Consider the following 13,843-nt stretch of genomic DNA (forward strand, 5'->3'; position numbering starts at 1 on the left):
CACGGCACTGTGCCATTAGTGTTTTTGTCGGGCCTTTTCCGCAGGCTTCTGATTCAATGGCCACTGTCGACCCTTCAAGAAGACGAACCCTGCCATGGACATCTCAGGAAGCACCGCGTTCTATGCCGGTCTGAGTACTATTCAGACAGGGCAGAACCGTGTCGATCAGGCGGCCGGCCAGATTGCCAACACCACGATCGAGCGCTCGGTCACCAGTCAGTCGTCCGAAGTGCAGGTTGATCGCCTGCGTTCGGTGGATCGCAGCCAACAGTCGGACCAGGCCGCAAACGTAGTCGAACTGTCCCAAGGCAAGTTCCAGGTGCAACTGGGTGTGAGCGTGGCCAAGGCATCCGACGAAATGCTCGGTACGTTGATCGATACCTTCGCCTGATCCTGTTCTTCAGATTTACGAAAACGCCGCGATTATTCGCGGCGTTCTTGTCTCTAACGTCTTATTGCTCAACTAATATTTCCTACGCACACCGCGAGTTCTTCAGTGCGATGGATTTTCCGTGTCCGACATTTTTCCCTAGCTGATGACGAATGGCAAAAGATCTACGCTTGACAAGATTTGGGCGTAAACGTATGTTTCAAACAACTGTTTGATCGCTACAACAAATCCACGCGGTCTTTCATTCCCGGTTACATCAGCAGAGGTTTATCGCTATGCCTGACTACAAGGCCCCCTTGCGTGATATTCGCTTCGTTCGTGACGAACTGCTTGGCTACGAAGCGCATTATCAGAGCCTTCCGGCTTGCCAGGATGCAACTCCGGACATGGTTGACGCCATTCTCGAAGAAGGCGCCAAGTTTTGTGAGCAGGTATTGGCTCCGCTGAACCGCGTGGGCGACATCGAAGGCTGTACCTGGAGCGAGTCCGGCGTGAAGACTCCGACCGGTTTCAAGGAAGCCTACAAGCAATTCGTCGAAGGCGGCTGGCCAAGCCTGGCCCACGACGTCGAGCACGGCGGGCAAGGCCTGCCGGAGTCCCTGGGCCTGGCGGTCAGCGAAATGGTTGGCGAAGCCAACTGGTCCTGGGGCATGTACCCAGGCCTGTCCCATGGCGCGATGAACACCATTTCCGAACACGGCACGCCTGAGCAGCAAGAGGCTTACCTGACCAAGCTGGTTTCCGGCGAATGGACCGGCACCATGTGCCTGACCGAACCGCACTGCGGCACCGACTTGGGCATGCTGCGCACCAAGGCCGAGCCTCAGGCCGACGGTTCCTACAAAGTCAGTGGCACCAAGATCTTCATTTCGGCCGGCGAACACGACATGGCCGACAACATCGTCCACATCGTTCTAGCACGTCTGCCGGACGCCCCGGCCGGTACCAAGGGCATTTCGCTGTTCATCGTCCCCAAATTCCTGCCTAACGCCGACGGCACCATCGGTCAGCGCAACGCGGTGAGCTGTGGCTCCCTGGAACACAAGATGGGCATCCATGGCAACGCAACTTGCGTGATGAACTTCGACGCGGCCACCGGCTTCCTGATCGGCCCGGCGAACAAAGGCCTGAACTGCATGTTCACCTTCATGAACACTGCACGCCTGGGCACCGCGCTGCAAGGCCTGGCCCACGCCGAGATCGGTTTCCAGGGCGGCCTGAAATATGCCCGTGATCGTCTGCAAATGCGCTCCCTGACTGGCCCGAAAGCGCCGGACAAGGCTGCCGACCCGATCATCGTGCACCCTGACGTACGTCGCATGCTGCTGACCATGAAGGCTTTCGCCGAAGGTAACCGGGCGATGGTCTACTTCACCGCCAAGCAGGTCGACATCGTCAAGTACGGCGTAGATGAAGAAGAGAAGAAAAAGGCCGATGCGCTGCTGGCGTTCATGACGCCGATCGCCAAGGCCTTCATGACTGAAGTCGGCTTCGAGTCGGCCAACCATGGCGTGCAGATCTACGGCGGCCACGGCTTCATCGCCGAGTGGGGCATGGAGCAGAACGTTCGCGACAGCCGTATCTCGATGCTGTACGAAGGCACCACCGGCATCCAGGCCCTCGACCTGCTGGGCCGTAAAGTGCTGATGACCCAGGGCGAGGCACTCAAGGGCTTCACCAAGATCGTCCACAAGTTCTGCCAGGGCAACGAAGGCAACGAAGCGGTCAAGGAGTTCGTAGAACCCCTGGCTGCGCTGAACAAGGAATGGGGCGAACTGACCATGAAGGTCGGTATGGCTGCCATGAAGGATCGCGAGGAAGTCGGCGCGGCGTCGGTGGACTACCTGATGTACTCCGGTTACGCCTGCCTGGCCTATTTCTGGGCCGACATGGCACGCCTGGCTGCGGAAAAACTCGCCGCCGGCACCACCGAAGAAGCCTTCTACACCGCCAAACTGCAGACCGCGCGCTTCTACTTCCAACGCATCCTGCCGCGTACCCGTACCCACGTGGCAGCCATGCTGTCGGGCGCCAACAACCTGATGGACATGAAAGAAGAAGACTTCGCGCTGGGCTACTAAGCCTTACGCGGTTTTTCTAAAAAGCCGCTGCTTCCTTCGGGAGCAGCGGCTTTTTCATGTTCGCCTAAATCTCCCTGTGGGGATCTTGAGATATTTCGAAAAACATTCATCAAACAGCACCTAAGAAAACATTCCCTCCTGCCGTTACAGGGATGGCAGTGTGACATCTGTCACATCTTGCGTGCCTTACTGCTCCAGTTGCAGGCACAATGCCATCTTTGCTCAGCCGGGTTGGAGCTTTACCCTTGCCGCGTTCTTCCGCTGTACGTCTAAGCCATTTCCTACCGTCATTACTGCTTTTGCTGGCGGGGCTTGCGGCTGCTTACGTCAAGGATCTCAACGTTTTCTTCACCTCGTTGTTCAACGTACTTCCGACGCTGGTGTTATTGCTGGGCGGGGCGTACTGCGCCGTCTACCGACGTCAACGTGAACTGTTTCTGATGGTCACGGTATACATCGCCTACTTCCTCCTGGACACCCAGACCGATTTTTACCGTGATAACGGCAAGGTGCGCGAAGACGCCGCCGTGGTGTTCCATCTTGTCTGCCTGTTGCTACCGTTGTTGTTCGGGCTGTTCGCGGCGTGGCAGGAGCGCACCCACCTGTTCCAGGACATGGTGGCGCGGTTCGCGGTGTTGCTGGTCTTTGGCAGTGTGGCGCTGGCCCTGGAGCAGAGTTTTCCCCAGGCCTTGCTGTTGTGGCTTTCGGAGATCCGCTGGCCCGCGTTGCACGGCGCCTGGATGAGCCTGATCCAATTGTCCTACCCAATGTTCGCCGCCGTGTTCCTGCTGTTGGCCTGGCAATATTGGCGCAACCCCCGGCCATTGCACGCTGCGCAACTGGTTGGGTTGCTCGGGTTGTTCTGGATGCTGCCGAAAACGTTCATCCTGCCGTTCACCCTGAACATCATGTGCAGCCAGGTGATGTTGATGATCGCCGCCGCGGTCGCTCACGAGGCCTACCAAATGGCCTTCCGTGACGAGCTCACCGGATTGCCGGGCCGTCGGGCGCTGAACGAGCGCATGCAACGGCTGGGGCGCAACTATGTGCTGGCGATGAGTGACGTGGACCACTTCAAGAAATTCAACGACACCCATGGTCACGATGTGGGTGACCAGGTGCTGCGCCTGGTGGCCAGCAAATTGTCGAAGATCGGCGGTGGCGGTAGGGCGTATCGCTACGGCGGTGAGGAATTTGCCCTGGTGTTTGCAGGCAAGACCATCGATGAGTGCATGCCCCATCTGGAAGTCATCCGCCAGTCCATCGAAACGTACAACATTCAGCTGCGTAATCCCGACAGTCGCCCCCAGGATGATCAGCAAGGCCGCCAGCGTCGTTCTGGCGCCGGTGCGTCCAGCGTATCGGTGACCGTCAGCATCGGCGTGGCCGAACGCGTTGAACAACGCACGCCCGAAGAAGTGCTCAAGTCCGCCGACCAGGCGCTCTATAACGCCAAGGGCGCGGGGCGTAACTGTGTGATCGCTTTTGGGCAGAACCGCCGTGGCGCGGTGCGCATGGACGCCGCCGCGGGTTGAGTGATGACGGCGCATTCAGCGTCTGGACTGTGATTGTGGGCTTGGGTAGCCGCCAGTAGGTTGAAGCGATCTGCTACCGGAGAAAACCACCATGCCCGAGTACAAAGCCCCCCTGCGCGACCTGCGCTTTCTGATCGATCACGTCTTCGATTTCCATGGCCGTTATGCCGAGTTGGGGGCTAGCGACGCCAGCCCGGACATGGTCAGTGCGATCCTTGAGGAGGGCGCCAAATTCTGTGAGAACGTGCTGGCGCCGCTCAATCGCTCCGGTGACGAAGAAGGTTGCCATTTCGACAACGGCGTAGTCACGACGCCTACAGGCTTCAAGCAGGCTTTCGCACAGTACGTGGAGGGCGGCTGGCATGGGCTGGCGGCGGATCCGGCATATGGTGGCCAGGGCCTGCCCAGCTCTCTGGGCCTGGTCATCAGCGAGATGATCGGCTCCAGCAACACTTCCTGGGGCATGTACCCGGGCCTGACTCACGGTGCGATGTCGGCCATTCATGCCCATGGCACTGAAGAACAGAAACAGACCTACCTGAGCAAACTCACCGCCGGCCAGTGGACCGGCACCATGTGCCTGACCGAAGCCCACTGCGGCACCGACCTGGGCATCATCAAGACCCGTGCCGCGCCCCAGGTCGACGGCAGCTACGCGATCTCCGGCAGCAAGATTTTCATTTCCGCCGGCGAACACGACATGAGCGATAACATCATTCATCTGGTGCTGGCCAAGTTGCCGGACGCCCCCGCCGGAACCAAAGGCATCTCGTTGTTCATCGTGCCCAAGTTCCTGCCCGATGCCACGGGTGAGGCAGGGGCGCGCAATGGCGTTTCCTGTGGCTCGATCGAACACAAGATGGGCATCAAGGCGTCGGCCACCTGCGTGCTGAACTTCGATGGAGCCAAGGGGTTCCTGATCGGCGAGCCGAACAAAGGCCTCAACTGTATGTTCACCATGATGAACCACGCCCGGCTCGGCACTGGCATGCAGGGCCTGTGCCTGGGAGAGGCGAGCTTCCAGGGCGCGATCAAATACGCCAACGAACGCTTGCAGATGCGCGCGCTGACCGGTCCCAAGGCACCGGAAAAAGTCGCTGACCCGATCATCGTCCATCCCGATGTGCGCAGGATGTTACTGACCATGAAGGCCTTCAACGAAGGCAACCGGGCGCTGACGTATTTCACCGCGCAACTGTTGGACATCGCACACCTGAGCCAAGACGAAGCAGCCCGCCAGGACGCCGAGGACCTGCTGGCGTTTCTCACCCCGATCTGCAAAGCCTTCATGACCGATACCGGGCTGGAGGTGACCAACCACGGCATGCAGATATTTGGCGGCCACGGCTTCATTCGCGAGTGGGGTATGGAGCAGTTGGTGCGCGACTGCCGCATCGCGCCGATCTATGAAGGCACCAACGGCATCCAGGCCTTGGACCTATTGGGGCGCAAGGTGCTGGGCAGCCAGGGCAAGTTGTTGCGTGGCTTCACTAAAATCGTCCACAAATTCTGCGCTGCGAATGCCAGACATCCGCAGCTCAAGGATTACGTCGCGCAACTCGACGGCCTCAACCAGCAGTGGGGTGAGCTGACCACCCGGGTCGGCATGGCCGCCATGAAGAACCCGGACGAAGTGGGTGCCGCCTCCGTGGATTATCTGATGTACAGCGGTTACATCATCCTGGCCTACCTATGGTTGCGCATGGCCTTGGTGGCCCAGGCGCAACTTGACGGTGGCAACGGCGATGGGGATTTCTGCCGGAGCAAACTGGCCACCTGCGAGTTTTACTTCAAGCGCCTGCTGCCGCGCACGACCGCCCATCGGGCCGCCATCGAGGCCGGAAGTGACTGCTTGATGAAGCTGCCAGCGGAGTTGTTCGCTCTCTGACTGAACCGCGGCGAGAGGGCTGCTCTATTCCAACGAAAGCAAGCTTCCTCGCCACGGAAAATTCCCAAGCCTGTGCAGTGACTAAAAATAACAAAATGGTCATGGGTTGACCCTATGTGTCTTAAAAGTTGTTGGGGTACACTCCAGCCACTGCAAAACCGTTTTTATACGAATCAACTGTTTAGATCCTGCGAGGTTTGCCATGGCTGACTACAAAGCGCCCCTGCGCGATATGCGCTTCGTCCTCAATGAAGTGTTCGAGGTCGCGAAACTCTGGGCCCAATTGCCGGCGTTGGCCGACACCGTAGATGCCGAGACGGTCGAAGCGATCCTTGAAGAAGCCGGCAAAGTCACCAGCAAAAGCATCGCTCCCCTCAGCCGCGCGGCTGACGAAGAAGGTTGCCACTGGGCCGATGACGCTGTCACCACGCCGGCAGGTTTCCCACAGGCCTACAAGACTTACGCCGAAGGCGGCTGGGTCGGTGTCGGCGGTGATCCGACGTACGGCGGCATGGGCATGCCCAAGGCCGTTTCGGCCCAGGTCGAGGAAATGGTCAACTCCGCCAGCCTGTCCTTCGGCTTGTATCCGATGCTGACCGCTGGCGCTTGCCTATCGATCAATGCCCATGCCAGCGAAGAGCTGAAAGCGGCGTACCTGCCGAACATGTACGCCGGCGTCTGGGCCGGTTCCATGTGCCTGACCGAGCCGCACGCCGGCACGGATCTGGGAATCATCCGCACCAAGGCCGAACCCCAGGCCGACGGTTCCTACAAGGTCAGCGGCACGAAGATTTTCATCACCGGTGGCGAGCATGACCTCACCGAGAACATCATCCACCTGGTGTTGGCGAAACTGCCGGACGCCCCGGCAGGTCCGAAAGGCATTTCCTTGTTCCTGGTGCCCAAGTTCCTGGTCAACGCCGATGGCAGCCTGGGCGCGCGCAACCCGGCCAACTGCGGCTCGATCGAACACAAGATGGGTATCCAGGCATCCGCCACTTGCGTGATGAACTTCGACGAAGCCGTGGGTTACCTGGTCGGTGAGCCGAATAAAGGCCTGGCGGCAATGTTCACCATGATGAACTACGAACGCCTGGGCGTCGGTATCCAAGGACTGGCCTCTGGTGAGCGCTCCTACCAGAACGCCATCGAATACGCCCGTGACCGCCTGCAAAGCCGTTCGCCAACCGGCGCGCAAAACAAGGACAAGGTTGCCGACCCGATCATCGTCCACCCGGACGTACGCCGGATGTTGCTGACCATGAAAGCCTCGAACGAAGGTGGCCGGGCATTCTCCACCTACGTGGCGATGCAATTGGATACCGCCAAGTTCAGTGAGGACCCGGCCACCCGTAAGCGTGCCGAGGACTTGGTGGCGTTGCTGACGCCGGTGGCAAAGGCTTTCCTGACCGACCTGGGCCTGGAAACCACGGTCCATGGCCAACAGGTTTTCGGCGGCCACGGCTATATCCGTGAATGGGGGCAGGAACAGCTGGTGCGCGATGTGCGTATCACCCAGATCTACGAAGGCACCAACGGTATCCAGGCCCTGGACCTGGTAGGGCGCAAGATCGTCGGCAGCGGCGGGGCGTTCTACAAACTGTTCGCCGATGAAATCCGCCACTTCACCGCCACCGCAAGCAGCGACATGGCCGAGTTCACCAAGCCGCTGAACGATGCGGTCGGTACGTTGGATGAACTGACTGAATGGCTGCTGGATCGGGCTAAGAACAACCCGAACGAGATCGGTGCGGCTTCGGTGGAGTATCTCCAGGCGTTTGGCTACACCGCTTACGCCTACATGTGGGCGTTGATGGCCAGGGCAGCCTTGGGCAAAGAAAAGCAGGATGATTTCTACGCAAGCAAGCTGGGCACAGCCCGGTTCTACTTTGCCCGCTTGCTGCCGCGCATTCATTCCTTGGGTGCTTCGGTGAAAGCGGGCAGCGAGTCGCTGTTCCTGTTGGAGCCCGAGCAGTTCTAAAAAGCTGACATTGTGTAAGCAAACGCTTACACAATGTGCTGGCATTTTCCCTCTATCAGTAGATTGGATCCAGGGCTAATCTACTTCACATGGACGTCGCGCAGGATGCGCAGAGCAACAACACGGACACGTAGGATTCTGCCAGGAAGGCGGAGTGAAAGGGATGTCAGGGAAACAGTCTGCAAAGCCCCGCTTCGGCGGGGTTTTCTTTTGCCTGCGTTTTTTGTCGTTATCAGATTTGGCCGTTCGGCCACCCATCCTGGTTGTTTTCCACTGAACCCTGACGAGCGGTCGTGGGTCAATGAGCTATGTGGCAACGTAGCCATCGCCAATCAGGAGTCATCCATGGATATCATTCGAATCATTATCGCCATCCTGCTGCCGCCACTCGGGGTCTTCCTGCAAGTCGGTTTTGGCGGGGCCTTCTGGCTGAATATCCTGCTGACACTATTGGGTTACATCCCCGGCATCGTGCATGCGGTGTACATCATCGCCAAGCGCTGAACCGTGGGAGCGAGCCTGCTCGCGATATCGGTTTATCAGTCTCGGAGATGTTGACTGAACCATTGCTATCGCGAGCAGGCTCGCTCCCACATTGGTTTTGCATTTCCCCTATGTGGGGCTATCCATTACCTTGCGATAGAACAACCATTCATGCTCCAGCGCATGCGCCTGGTTCGCAGCCTTGCGAAACCCGTGACGTTCATCGGGATAGTAGTGCGCCTCGACCGCAACGCCGTTCGCCTGTAAAGCACTGACCATATCGCGGGTCTGCTGCGGCACGACTACGGCGTCCAGCTCTCCCTGGAAAAAGATCACCGGTACACGGATTCGATCGGCATACAGCAGTGGCGTACGCGCGCGGTAGCGCTCGGCGTCCTGTTGTGGGTCGCCGATCAGCCAATCCAGGTAATCCCCTTCGAACTTGTGCGTGGCACGGCCAAGGGCGACAGGGTCGCTCACACCATAGAGGCTTGCGCCGGCGCGGAATACATCGTGGAACGCCAAGGCGCAAAGGGTCGTATAGCCACCGGCACTGCCACCCCGAATGAATGCGCGACGACCGTCGATCAGGCCCTGTTCGTCGAGATACGCGACCACCGCGCAAGCGTCCTCGACATCGACCACGCCCCAATTCAAATGCAATGCCTGTCGATACGCTCGGCCATAACCGCTGCTGCCACGGTAGTTGAGGTCGGCGACGGCAAAGCCACGTTGGGTCCAATACTGGATACGCGGATCGAACAACGGATAACAGGCCGAAGTGGGGCCGCCGTGGATGAACACGACCAATGGCGGCTTCGCGGGTGCATTCATGGCCGGGTAAAAGAACCCGTGGGCGTCACCCGACGCGGATGGATAGCGCAGGGTCCGAGGATGGCTGATCCGTTCGACGGGCAACGGCGCGATGCCGCCGGCCAGCACTGCCACTGCGTGGTGATGGCGCTCAATGGCAATGACCGCCGATGGGCTGGTCGGCGAGGCGGCAACAGCGTAGATGAACCGTTCATCCAGCGCCAGGCTGCGAAAGCGGGTGTAGGCGCCGGTGAAGTCTTCATCGGCCTCGTCGTTGTGGCACAGGCCAAGACGCCCGAAACCCGCATCGGTCCAACTCGCCAGGTAGGTGTGTTCGTCCAGCGGCAGCCAGGTGCAGCCACCCAGTTGCCATGGCGCCGGGGCGTGATCGGCTTGAGCGGCGGGAAGTGCTTGCAGGCCTTGGGGCGATTCCACCCAGGGTTGCCAATAACCGCCGCGATCAGTCAGGCAGTAAAGGCGACTGGCCGCGTCGAAACGTGGCTGCTGGATGGACTCCTCGACATCGTTGCCCGCTACACAGCGCGGCTTACCCCAACCCTGGGCAGTGCGCTCGGCCAGCATCAACCGCGTTGCTGTCCAGGGTTGGTGGGGGCGGCTCCATTCAATCCAGGCGAGCCGTTGTCCGTCCGGGCTCACGGTCGGCGATGCATAGAAATCCGCGCCTTCGGCCAGCAAGTGTCGTTGATGATCTGCCAACCCGATCGACACCAGGCGATGCTGGTTGGCCTGTTCTTCCACCGCCAATACCTGGCCATCAGCGAAACCAAGATCCCCATAACGGCACTCACCTGAGGTCAGCGCCACAGGCTGCTCGTCACTCAGGGCTTGGTAGTACAGCTGCTGGTCGGCCTCATTGACGAAAAGTACGCCGTCATGGCTCAGGCAGAACGATCCACCGCCGTATTCATAGACTCGGCTGCGCGCACTGAACCCGTCCGGCGTCAGGCGGCGTGCCTTGGCGTCTTGCCAATGCCAGATTCGGCAGGCGCCGTCCGCAGGGCGGTACTCATTCCAGAACACGCCCAACGGCCCGACCTGCAGTTCGGCGAAGTCGGTGCCGGCGGCGACGGCCTGGGCGGCGCTGAAAGGATCAGCCTTTGGCGATGAGGCGCGAGTTTCGTTCATTGCGAAAGGCCAGTTGCTCAATGGTTTGCGTGGCGTGCTCGGCGTCTTCGCGAGCCTGCAGAATCATACCGTGGTGTTCCGACTTGCTGCACACCGGGTCGGCGTTGCTGGCGTCGCCCGTGAGCATGAACGCCTGGCAGCGACAGCCGCCGAAGTCCTTTTCTTTTTCATCGCAGGAGCGGCAGGGCTCGGGCATCCAGTCATAGCCGCGGAAGCGGTTGAAGCCGAACGAGTCGTACCAGATGTGCTGCATGCTGTGGTCGCGCACATTTGGAAACTGCACGGGCATTTGTCGGGCACCATGGCAGGGCAGGGCAGTGCCATCCGGCGTTACGGTCAGGAATATGCTGCCCCAGCCGTTCATGCAGGCTTTCGGGCGTTCTTCGTAATAGTCCGGGGTCACGAAAATCAGCTTGCACGGGTGCCCTTCGGCTTCCAGTTTGGCGCGGTATTCGTTGGTGACACGCTCGGCGCGGACCAGTTGTTCCTTGGTCGGCAGCAGACCCACGCGGTTGAGTTGCGCCCAGCCGTAGAACTGGCAGGTGGCAAGTTCGACGAAATCCGCCTCAAGGGCGATGCACAACTCGATGATGCGGTCGATCTTGTCGATGTTGTGCCGATGGGTCACGAAGTTCAGCACCATCGGATAGCCGTGAGCCTTCACTGCTCGGGCCATTTCCAGTTTTTGCGCGAAGGCTTTCTTCGAACCGGCCAAGAGGTTGTTCACCTGCTCGTCGCTGGCCTGGAAGCTGATCTGGATATGGTCCAGGCCGGCCTTCTTGAAATCGCTGATTTTCTGCTCGGTCAAGCCAATACCAGAGGTGATCAGGTTGGTATAGAAGCCCAACTTACGCGCTTCGCCGATCAGCTCGGCCAGGTCCTGGCGCACCAACGGCTCGCCACCGGAAAAACCCAGTTGCGCGGCGCCCATCTCCCGGGCCTCGCGAAAGACCTTGAACCACTGCTCGGTGCTCAGCTCCTTGCCCTGTTCGGCAAAATCCAACGGATTGGAGCAGTACGGGCATTGCAACGGGCACCGATAGGTCAGCTCCGCCAGCAACCACAGTGGCAAGCCGACTTCAGGCTTGGGTGGCAGCCCGGCGGTTTCAGGCAAGTTCGATCCAATGCTGTGCACGGGCGACCTCCATGAATTGCTCGATGTCGTCACCGAGTTCTGGCACGTCCGGGAACTGCTTGGCCAACTCGTCGATGATGGCCGCGACATCCCGTTCGCCGTCGATCAGACCGCCGATCAGCGACGCGCTGTCGTTCAGCTTGATCATGCCTTCAGGATAGAGCAGCACGTGGCCCTTCTGTGCCGGTTCGTACTGGAAGCGATAGCCGGGGCGCCAGCGCGGGGTTTTGCTGCGGTCGAAACTCATAAGGTGATCCCTTTGTGCCACACCCGTTGCGCGGTCACGCTGTGGTAGGGCGGGCGGTTCAATTCGTAGGCCATGCTCATGGCGTCGAGCATGCTCCAAAGGATGTCCAGTTTGAACTGGAGAATCTCCAGCATGCGCTCCTGCCCTGCACGGGTGGTGTAGTGCTGCAAGGTGATCGCCAGGCCGTGCTCCACATCACGCCGGGCCTGGCTCAGACGAGTGCGAAAGTATTGGTAGCCGGTCGGGTCGATCCACGGGTAGTGCTGCGGCCAAGTGTCGAGGCGCGACTGGTGGATCTGTGGGGCGAACAGTTCGGTCAGCGAGCTGCTGGCGGCTTCCTGCCAGCAGGCCCGGCGGGCAAAGTTGACATAAGCATCCACCGCGAAACGCACACCCGGGAGCACCAGTTCCTGGGAACGCAGTTGATCGGGGTCCAGGCCTACCGCCTGGCCCAGCCGCAGCCAAGCTTCGATGCCACCGTCCTCGCCGGGCGCGCCGTCATGGTCGAGCAGGCGCTGGATCCACTCGCGGCGGATCTCCCGATCCGGGCAGTTGGCCAGGATCGCGGCGTCCTTGAGCGGGATATTCACCTGATAGTAAAACCGGTTCGCGACCCAACCCTGGATCTGCTCGCGAGTGGCACGGCCTTCATACATCGCCACGTGATACGGGTGATGGATGTGGTAATACGCACCCTTGGCACGCAGGGCCGCTTCGAACTCGGTGGGGGACAGGGGGGTGTCAGTCATTTCGGTCTCCGGGGGAATAACCGCTGGCGGTTGTGGTGCCTGGTCTGGCCTCTTCGCGAGCAAGCCCGCTCCCACACTGGTTTTGCGGTGTATGAAATATCAAGTGTTACTTGGCCCCTGTGGGAGCGGGCTTGCTCGCGAAGGCGTCCGGTCAGTCCGCATCAATGTTGGCTGACACTCCACAACCCCGCTCTCACAATCGTCCCGCCCTCCCTACAACTCAATACTCATTCCGTCGTAAGCCACTTCAATCTTTCGGCGTACCAGTTCAGCCCGCTCGGGCGAGTCTTCGTCCAGGATCGGGTTGGTGTTGTTGATATGAATAAGGATCTTGCGCGGCAAGGGCAACTGCTCCAGCACTTCGATCATCCCGCCGGGACCGTTTTGTGCCAGGTGGCCCATTTCCCGACCGGTGCGCGTGCCGACGCCACGGCGCTGCATTTCATCGTCGTCCCACATCGTGCCGTCCACCAACAGGCAATCGCTGTCGGCCATGATTTCCAGCAACGGTCCGTCGACCTTGCCCAGGCCCGGTGCGTAGAACAGCTTGCCGCCGGTGCGCAGGTCTTCGACGATCAGGCCGATGTTGTCGCCCGGGTGCGGATCGAAGCGGTGCGGTGAATAGGGTGGGGCGGCGCTGCGCAATGGCAGCGGCGTGAAACGCAGGTTTGGACAGGCTGGGATGGTGAAGCTCTGGTCGAGCTCGATGCGGTTCCAGCTCAACCCACCGTTCCAGTGGGTCAGCATGTTGAACAGCGGGAAGCCGGTGCTCAGGTCTTCATGGACCATGTCGGTGCACCAGACTTGATGCGGGCAACCTTCACGCAGGCTGAGCAGGCCGGTGGTGTGGTCGATCTGGCTGTCCATCAGGATGATGGCGCCAATGCCGGTGTCCCGCAGCGCCCGGCCAGGCTGCATCGGGGCGAAGCCCTGGAGCTGGGCGCGAATGTCCGGAGAGGCGTTGCACAGCACCCAGTTCACGCCGTCATCGGAAAGGGCGATGGACGATTGGGTGCGCGCCTCGGCCCGCAGGCTGCCGTTGCGAAAACCTGCGCAATTGGCGCAGTTGCAGTTCCACTGGGGGAAACCGCCACCGGCGGCGGAACCTAGAATCTGGACGAACATGGCTGCTCCATCTGCAAACCGAAATAAAAACGCCTCGGCTGACCGAGGCGTAGTGCTGCGTGCTTAACCGCCTGCAGCAATCAACGGCTAGCGAAGTACATGGTGACTTCGAAACCGATACGCAGGTCGATATATGCGGGTTTGGACCAGGACATGGAAATACTCCTTTGGTTGGGCTGCTTTCGTTAGATGGAACAGGTGAGACCTATACATATAGTCCACCTCCGTTCGGAGATGTTCAGATGCTTAGGCGCCTATGTTACTAAATC

At 59.9% G+C, this 13,843-nt stretch carries 12 protein-coding genes; 6 read left to right on the plus strand and 6 right to left on the minus strand.

Translation table 11 applies throughout. From position 1 onward, the window contains the following. Nucleotides 1–94 precede the first annotated feature (94 nt). The 6 genes from AC30D9_RS09970 (at nt 95) to AC30D9_RS09995 (ending at nt 8,380) form a co-directional block, all read left to right on the plus strand. A complete protein-coding gene (locus AC30D9_RS09970; protein WP_490143967.1) occupies nt 95–391 on the plus strand; it encodes a pyrroloquinoline quinone biosynthesis protein PqqE in 297 nt (98 codons plus the stop codon). Nucleotides 392–666: 275 nt separating this feature from the next. Further along, nucleotides 667–2,472, plus strand: coding sequence for a phenylacyl-CoA dehydrogenase (locus tag AC30D9_RS09975; protein WP_134926098.1), 1,806 nt, complete (start codon nt 667–669; stop codon nt 2,470–2,472). Between the two features lie 245 nt (nt 2,473–2,717). Then, nucleotides 2,718–4,007, plus strand: coding sequence for a GGDEF domain-containing protein (locus AC30D9_RS09980; RefSeq protein ID WP_307576272.1), 1,290 nt, complete (start codon nt 2,718–2,720; stop codon nt 4,005–4,007). Between the two features lie 91 nt (nt 4,008–4,098). Then, nucleotides 4,099–5,895: an acyl-CoA dehydrogenase C-terminal domain-containing protein gene (locus AC30D9_RS09985; protein WP_490143968.1), complete on the plus strand. Its 1,797-nt coding sequence runs from the start codon at nt 4,099–4,101 to the stop codon at nt 5,893–5,895. Between the two features lie 202 nt (nt 5,896–6,097). Continuing rightward, nucleotides 6,098–7,876, plus strand: a complete 1,779-nt coding sequence (locus AC30D9_RS09990; protein WP_490143969.1) for an acyl-CoA dehydrogenase C-terminal domain-containing protein — start codon at nt 6,098–6,100, stop codon at nt 7,874–7,876. Nucleotides 7,877–8,221: 345 nt separating this feature from the next. Beyond that, nucleotides 8,222–8,380: a YqaE/Pmp3 family membrane protein gene (locus AC30D9_RS09995; protein ID WP_038436734.1), complete on the plus strand. Its 159-nt coding sequence runs from the start codon at nt 8,222–8,224 to the stop codon at nt 8,378–8,380. Nucleotides 8,381–8,488: 108 nt separating this feature from the next. On the opposite strand, the gene AC30D9_RS10000 is transcribed toward AC30D9_RS09995, so the two are convergent. The 6 genes from AC30D9_RS10000 to pqqA all read right to left on the minus strand — a co-directional run bounded on the left by AC30D9_RS10000 (nt 8,489) and on the right by pqqA (nt 13,729). Next, complete coding sequence (locus AC30D9_RS10000) at nt 8,489–10,318, minus strand: S9 family peptidase (RefSeq protein WP_490143970.1); 1,830 nt, start codon at nt 10,316–10,318, stop codon at nt 8,489–8,491. Beyond that, nucleotides 10,284–11,453 (minus strand): pyrroloquinoline quinone biosynthesis protein PqqE, encoded by a 1,170-nt coding sequence (gene pqqE, locus AC30D9_RS10005; protein WP_134926094.1) that lies wholly within the window; start codon nt 11,451–11,453, stop codon nt 10,284–10,286. Before pqqE ends, AC30D9_RS10000 begins: the two co-directional genes overlap by 35 nt. Next, nucleotides 11,425–11,700, minus strand: a complete 276-nt coding sequence (gene pqqD, locus AC30D9_RS10010) for a pyrroloquinoline quinone biosynthesis peptide chaperone PqqD (RefSeq protein ID WP_109754993.1) — start codon at nt 11,698–11,700, stop codon at nt 11,425–11,427. The genes pqqE and pqqD overlap by 29 nt, the downstream gene beginning before the upstream one ends. Further along, nucleotides 11,697–12,449, minus strand: coding sequence for a pyrroloquinoline-quinone synthase PqqC (gene pqqC / locus AC30D9_RS10015; RefSeq protein ID WP_134926093.1), 753 nt, complete (start codon nt 12,447–12,449; stop codon nt 11,697–11,699). Before pqqC ends, pqqD begins: the two co-directional genes overlap by 4 nt. Before the next feature lie 213 nt (nt 12,450–12,662). Continuing rightward, nucleotides 12,663–13,574, minus strand: a complete 912-nt coding sequence (pqqB, locus tag AC30D9_RS10020; RefSeq protein WP_134926092.1) for a pyrroloquinoline quinone biosynthesis protein PqqB — start codon at nt 13,572–13,574, stop codon at nt 12,663–12,665. Between the two features lie 80 nt (nt 13,575–13,654). Then, nucleotides 13,655–13,729 (minus strand): pyrroloquinoline quinone precursor peptide PqqA, encoded by a 75-nt coding sequence (pqqA, locus tag AC30D9_RS10025; protein WP_003177660.1) that lies wholly within the window; start codon nt 13,727–13,729, stop codon nt 13,655–13,657. Nucleotides 13,730–13,843: the final 114 nt, after the last annotated feature.

This window comes from Pseudomonas sp. DF11 (assembly GCF_058148565.1).

What these genes read in the sequence shown, in the direction of transcription:
- AC30D9_RS09970 (WP_490143967.1), top strand. Translation starts at nt 95, where the DNA reads ATGGACATCTCAGGAAGCACCGCGTTCTATGCCGGTCTGAGTACTATT.
- AC30D9_RS09975 (WP_134926098.1), top strand. Translation starts at nt 667, where the DNA reads ATGCCTGACTACAAGGCCCCCTTGCGTGATATTCGCTTCGTTCGTGAC.
- AC30D9_RS09985 (WP_490143968.1), top strand. Translation starts at nt 4,099, where the DNA reads ATGCCCGAGTACAAAGCCCCCCTGCGCGACCTGCGCTTTCTGATCGAT.
- AC30D9_RS09990 (WP_490143969.1), top strand. Translation starts at nt 6,098, where the DNA reads ATGGCTGACTACAAAGCGCCCCTGCGCGATATGCGCTTCGTCCTCAAT.
- AC30D9_RS09995 (WP_038436734.1), top strand. Translation starts at nt 8,222, where the DNA reads ATGGATATCATTCGAATCATTATCGCCATCCTGCTGCCGCCACTCGGG.
- AC30D9_RS10000 (WP_490143970.1), bottom strand. Translation starts at nt 10,318, where the DNA reads ATGAACGAAACTCGCGCCTCATCGCCAAAGGCTGATCCTTTCAGCGCC.
- pqqD (WP_109754993.1), bottom strand. Translation starts at nt 11,700, where the DNA reads ATGAGTTTCGACCGCAGCAAAACCCCGCGCTGGCGCCCCGGCTATCGC.
- pqqC (WP_134926093.1), bottom strand. Translation starts at nt 12,449, where the DNA reads ATGACTGACACCCCCCTGTCCCCCACCGAGTTCGAAGCGGCCCTGCGT.
- pqqB (WP_134926092.1), bottom strand. Translation starts at nt 13,574, where the DNA reads ATGTTCGTCCAGATTCTAGGTTCCGCCGCCGGTGGCGGTTTCCCCCAG.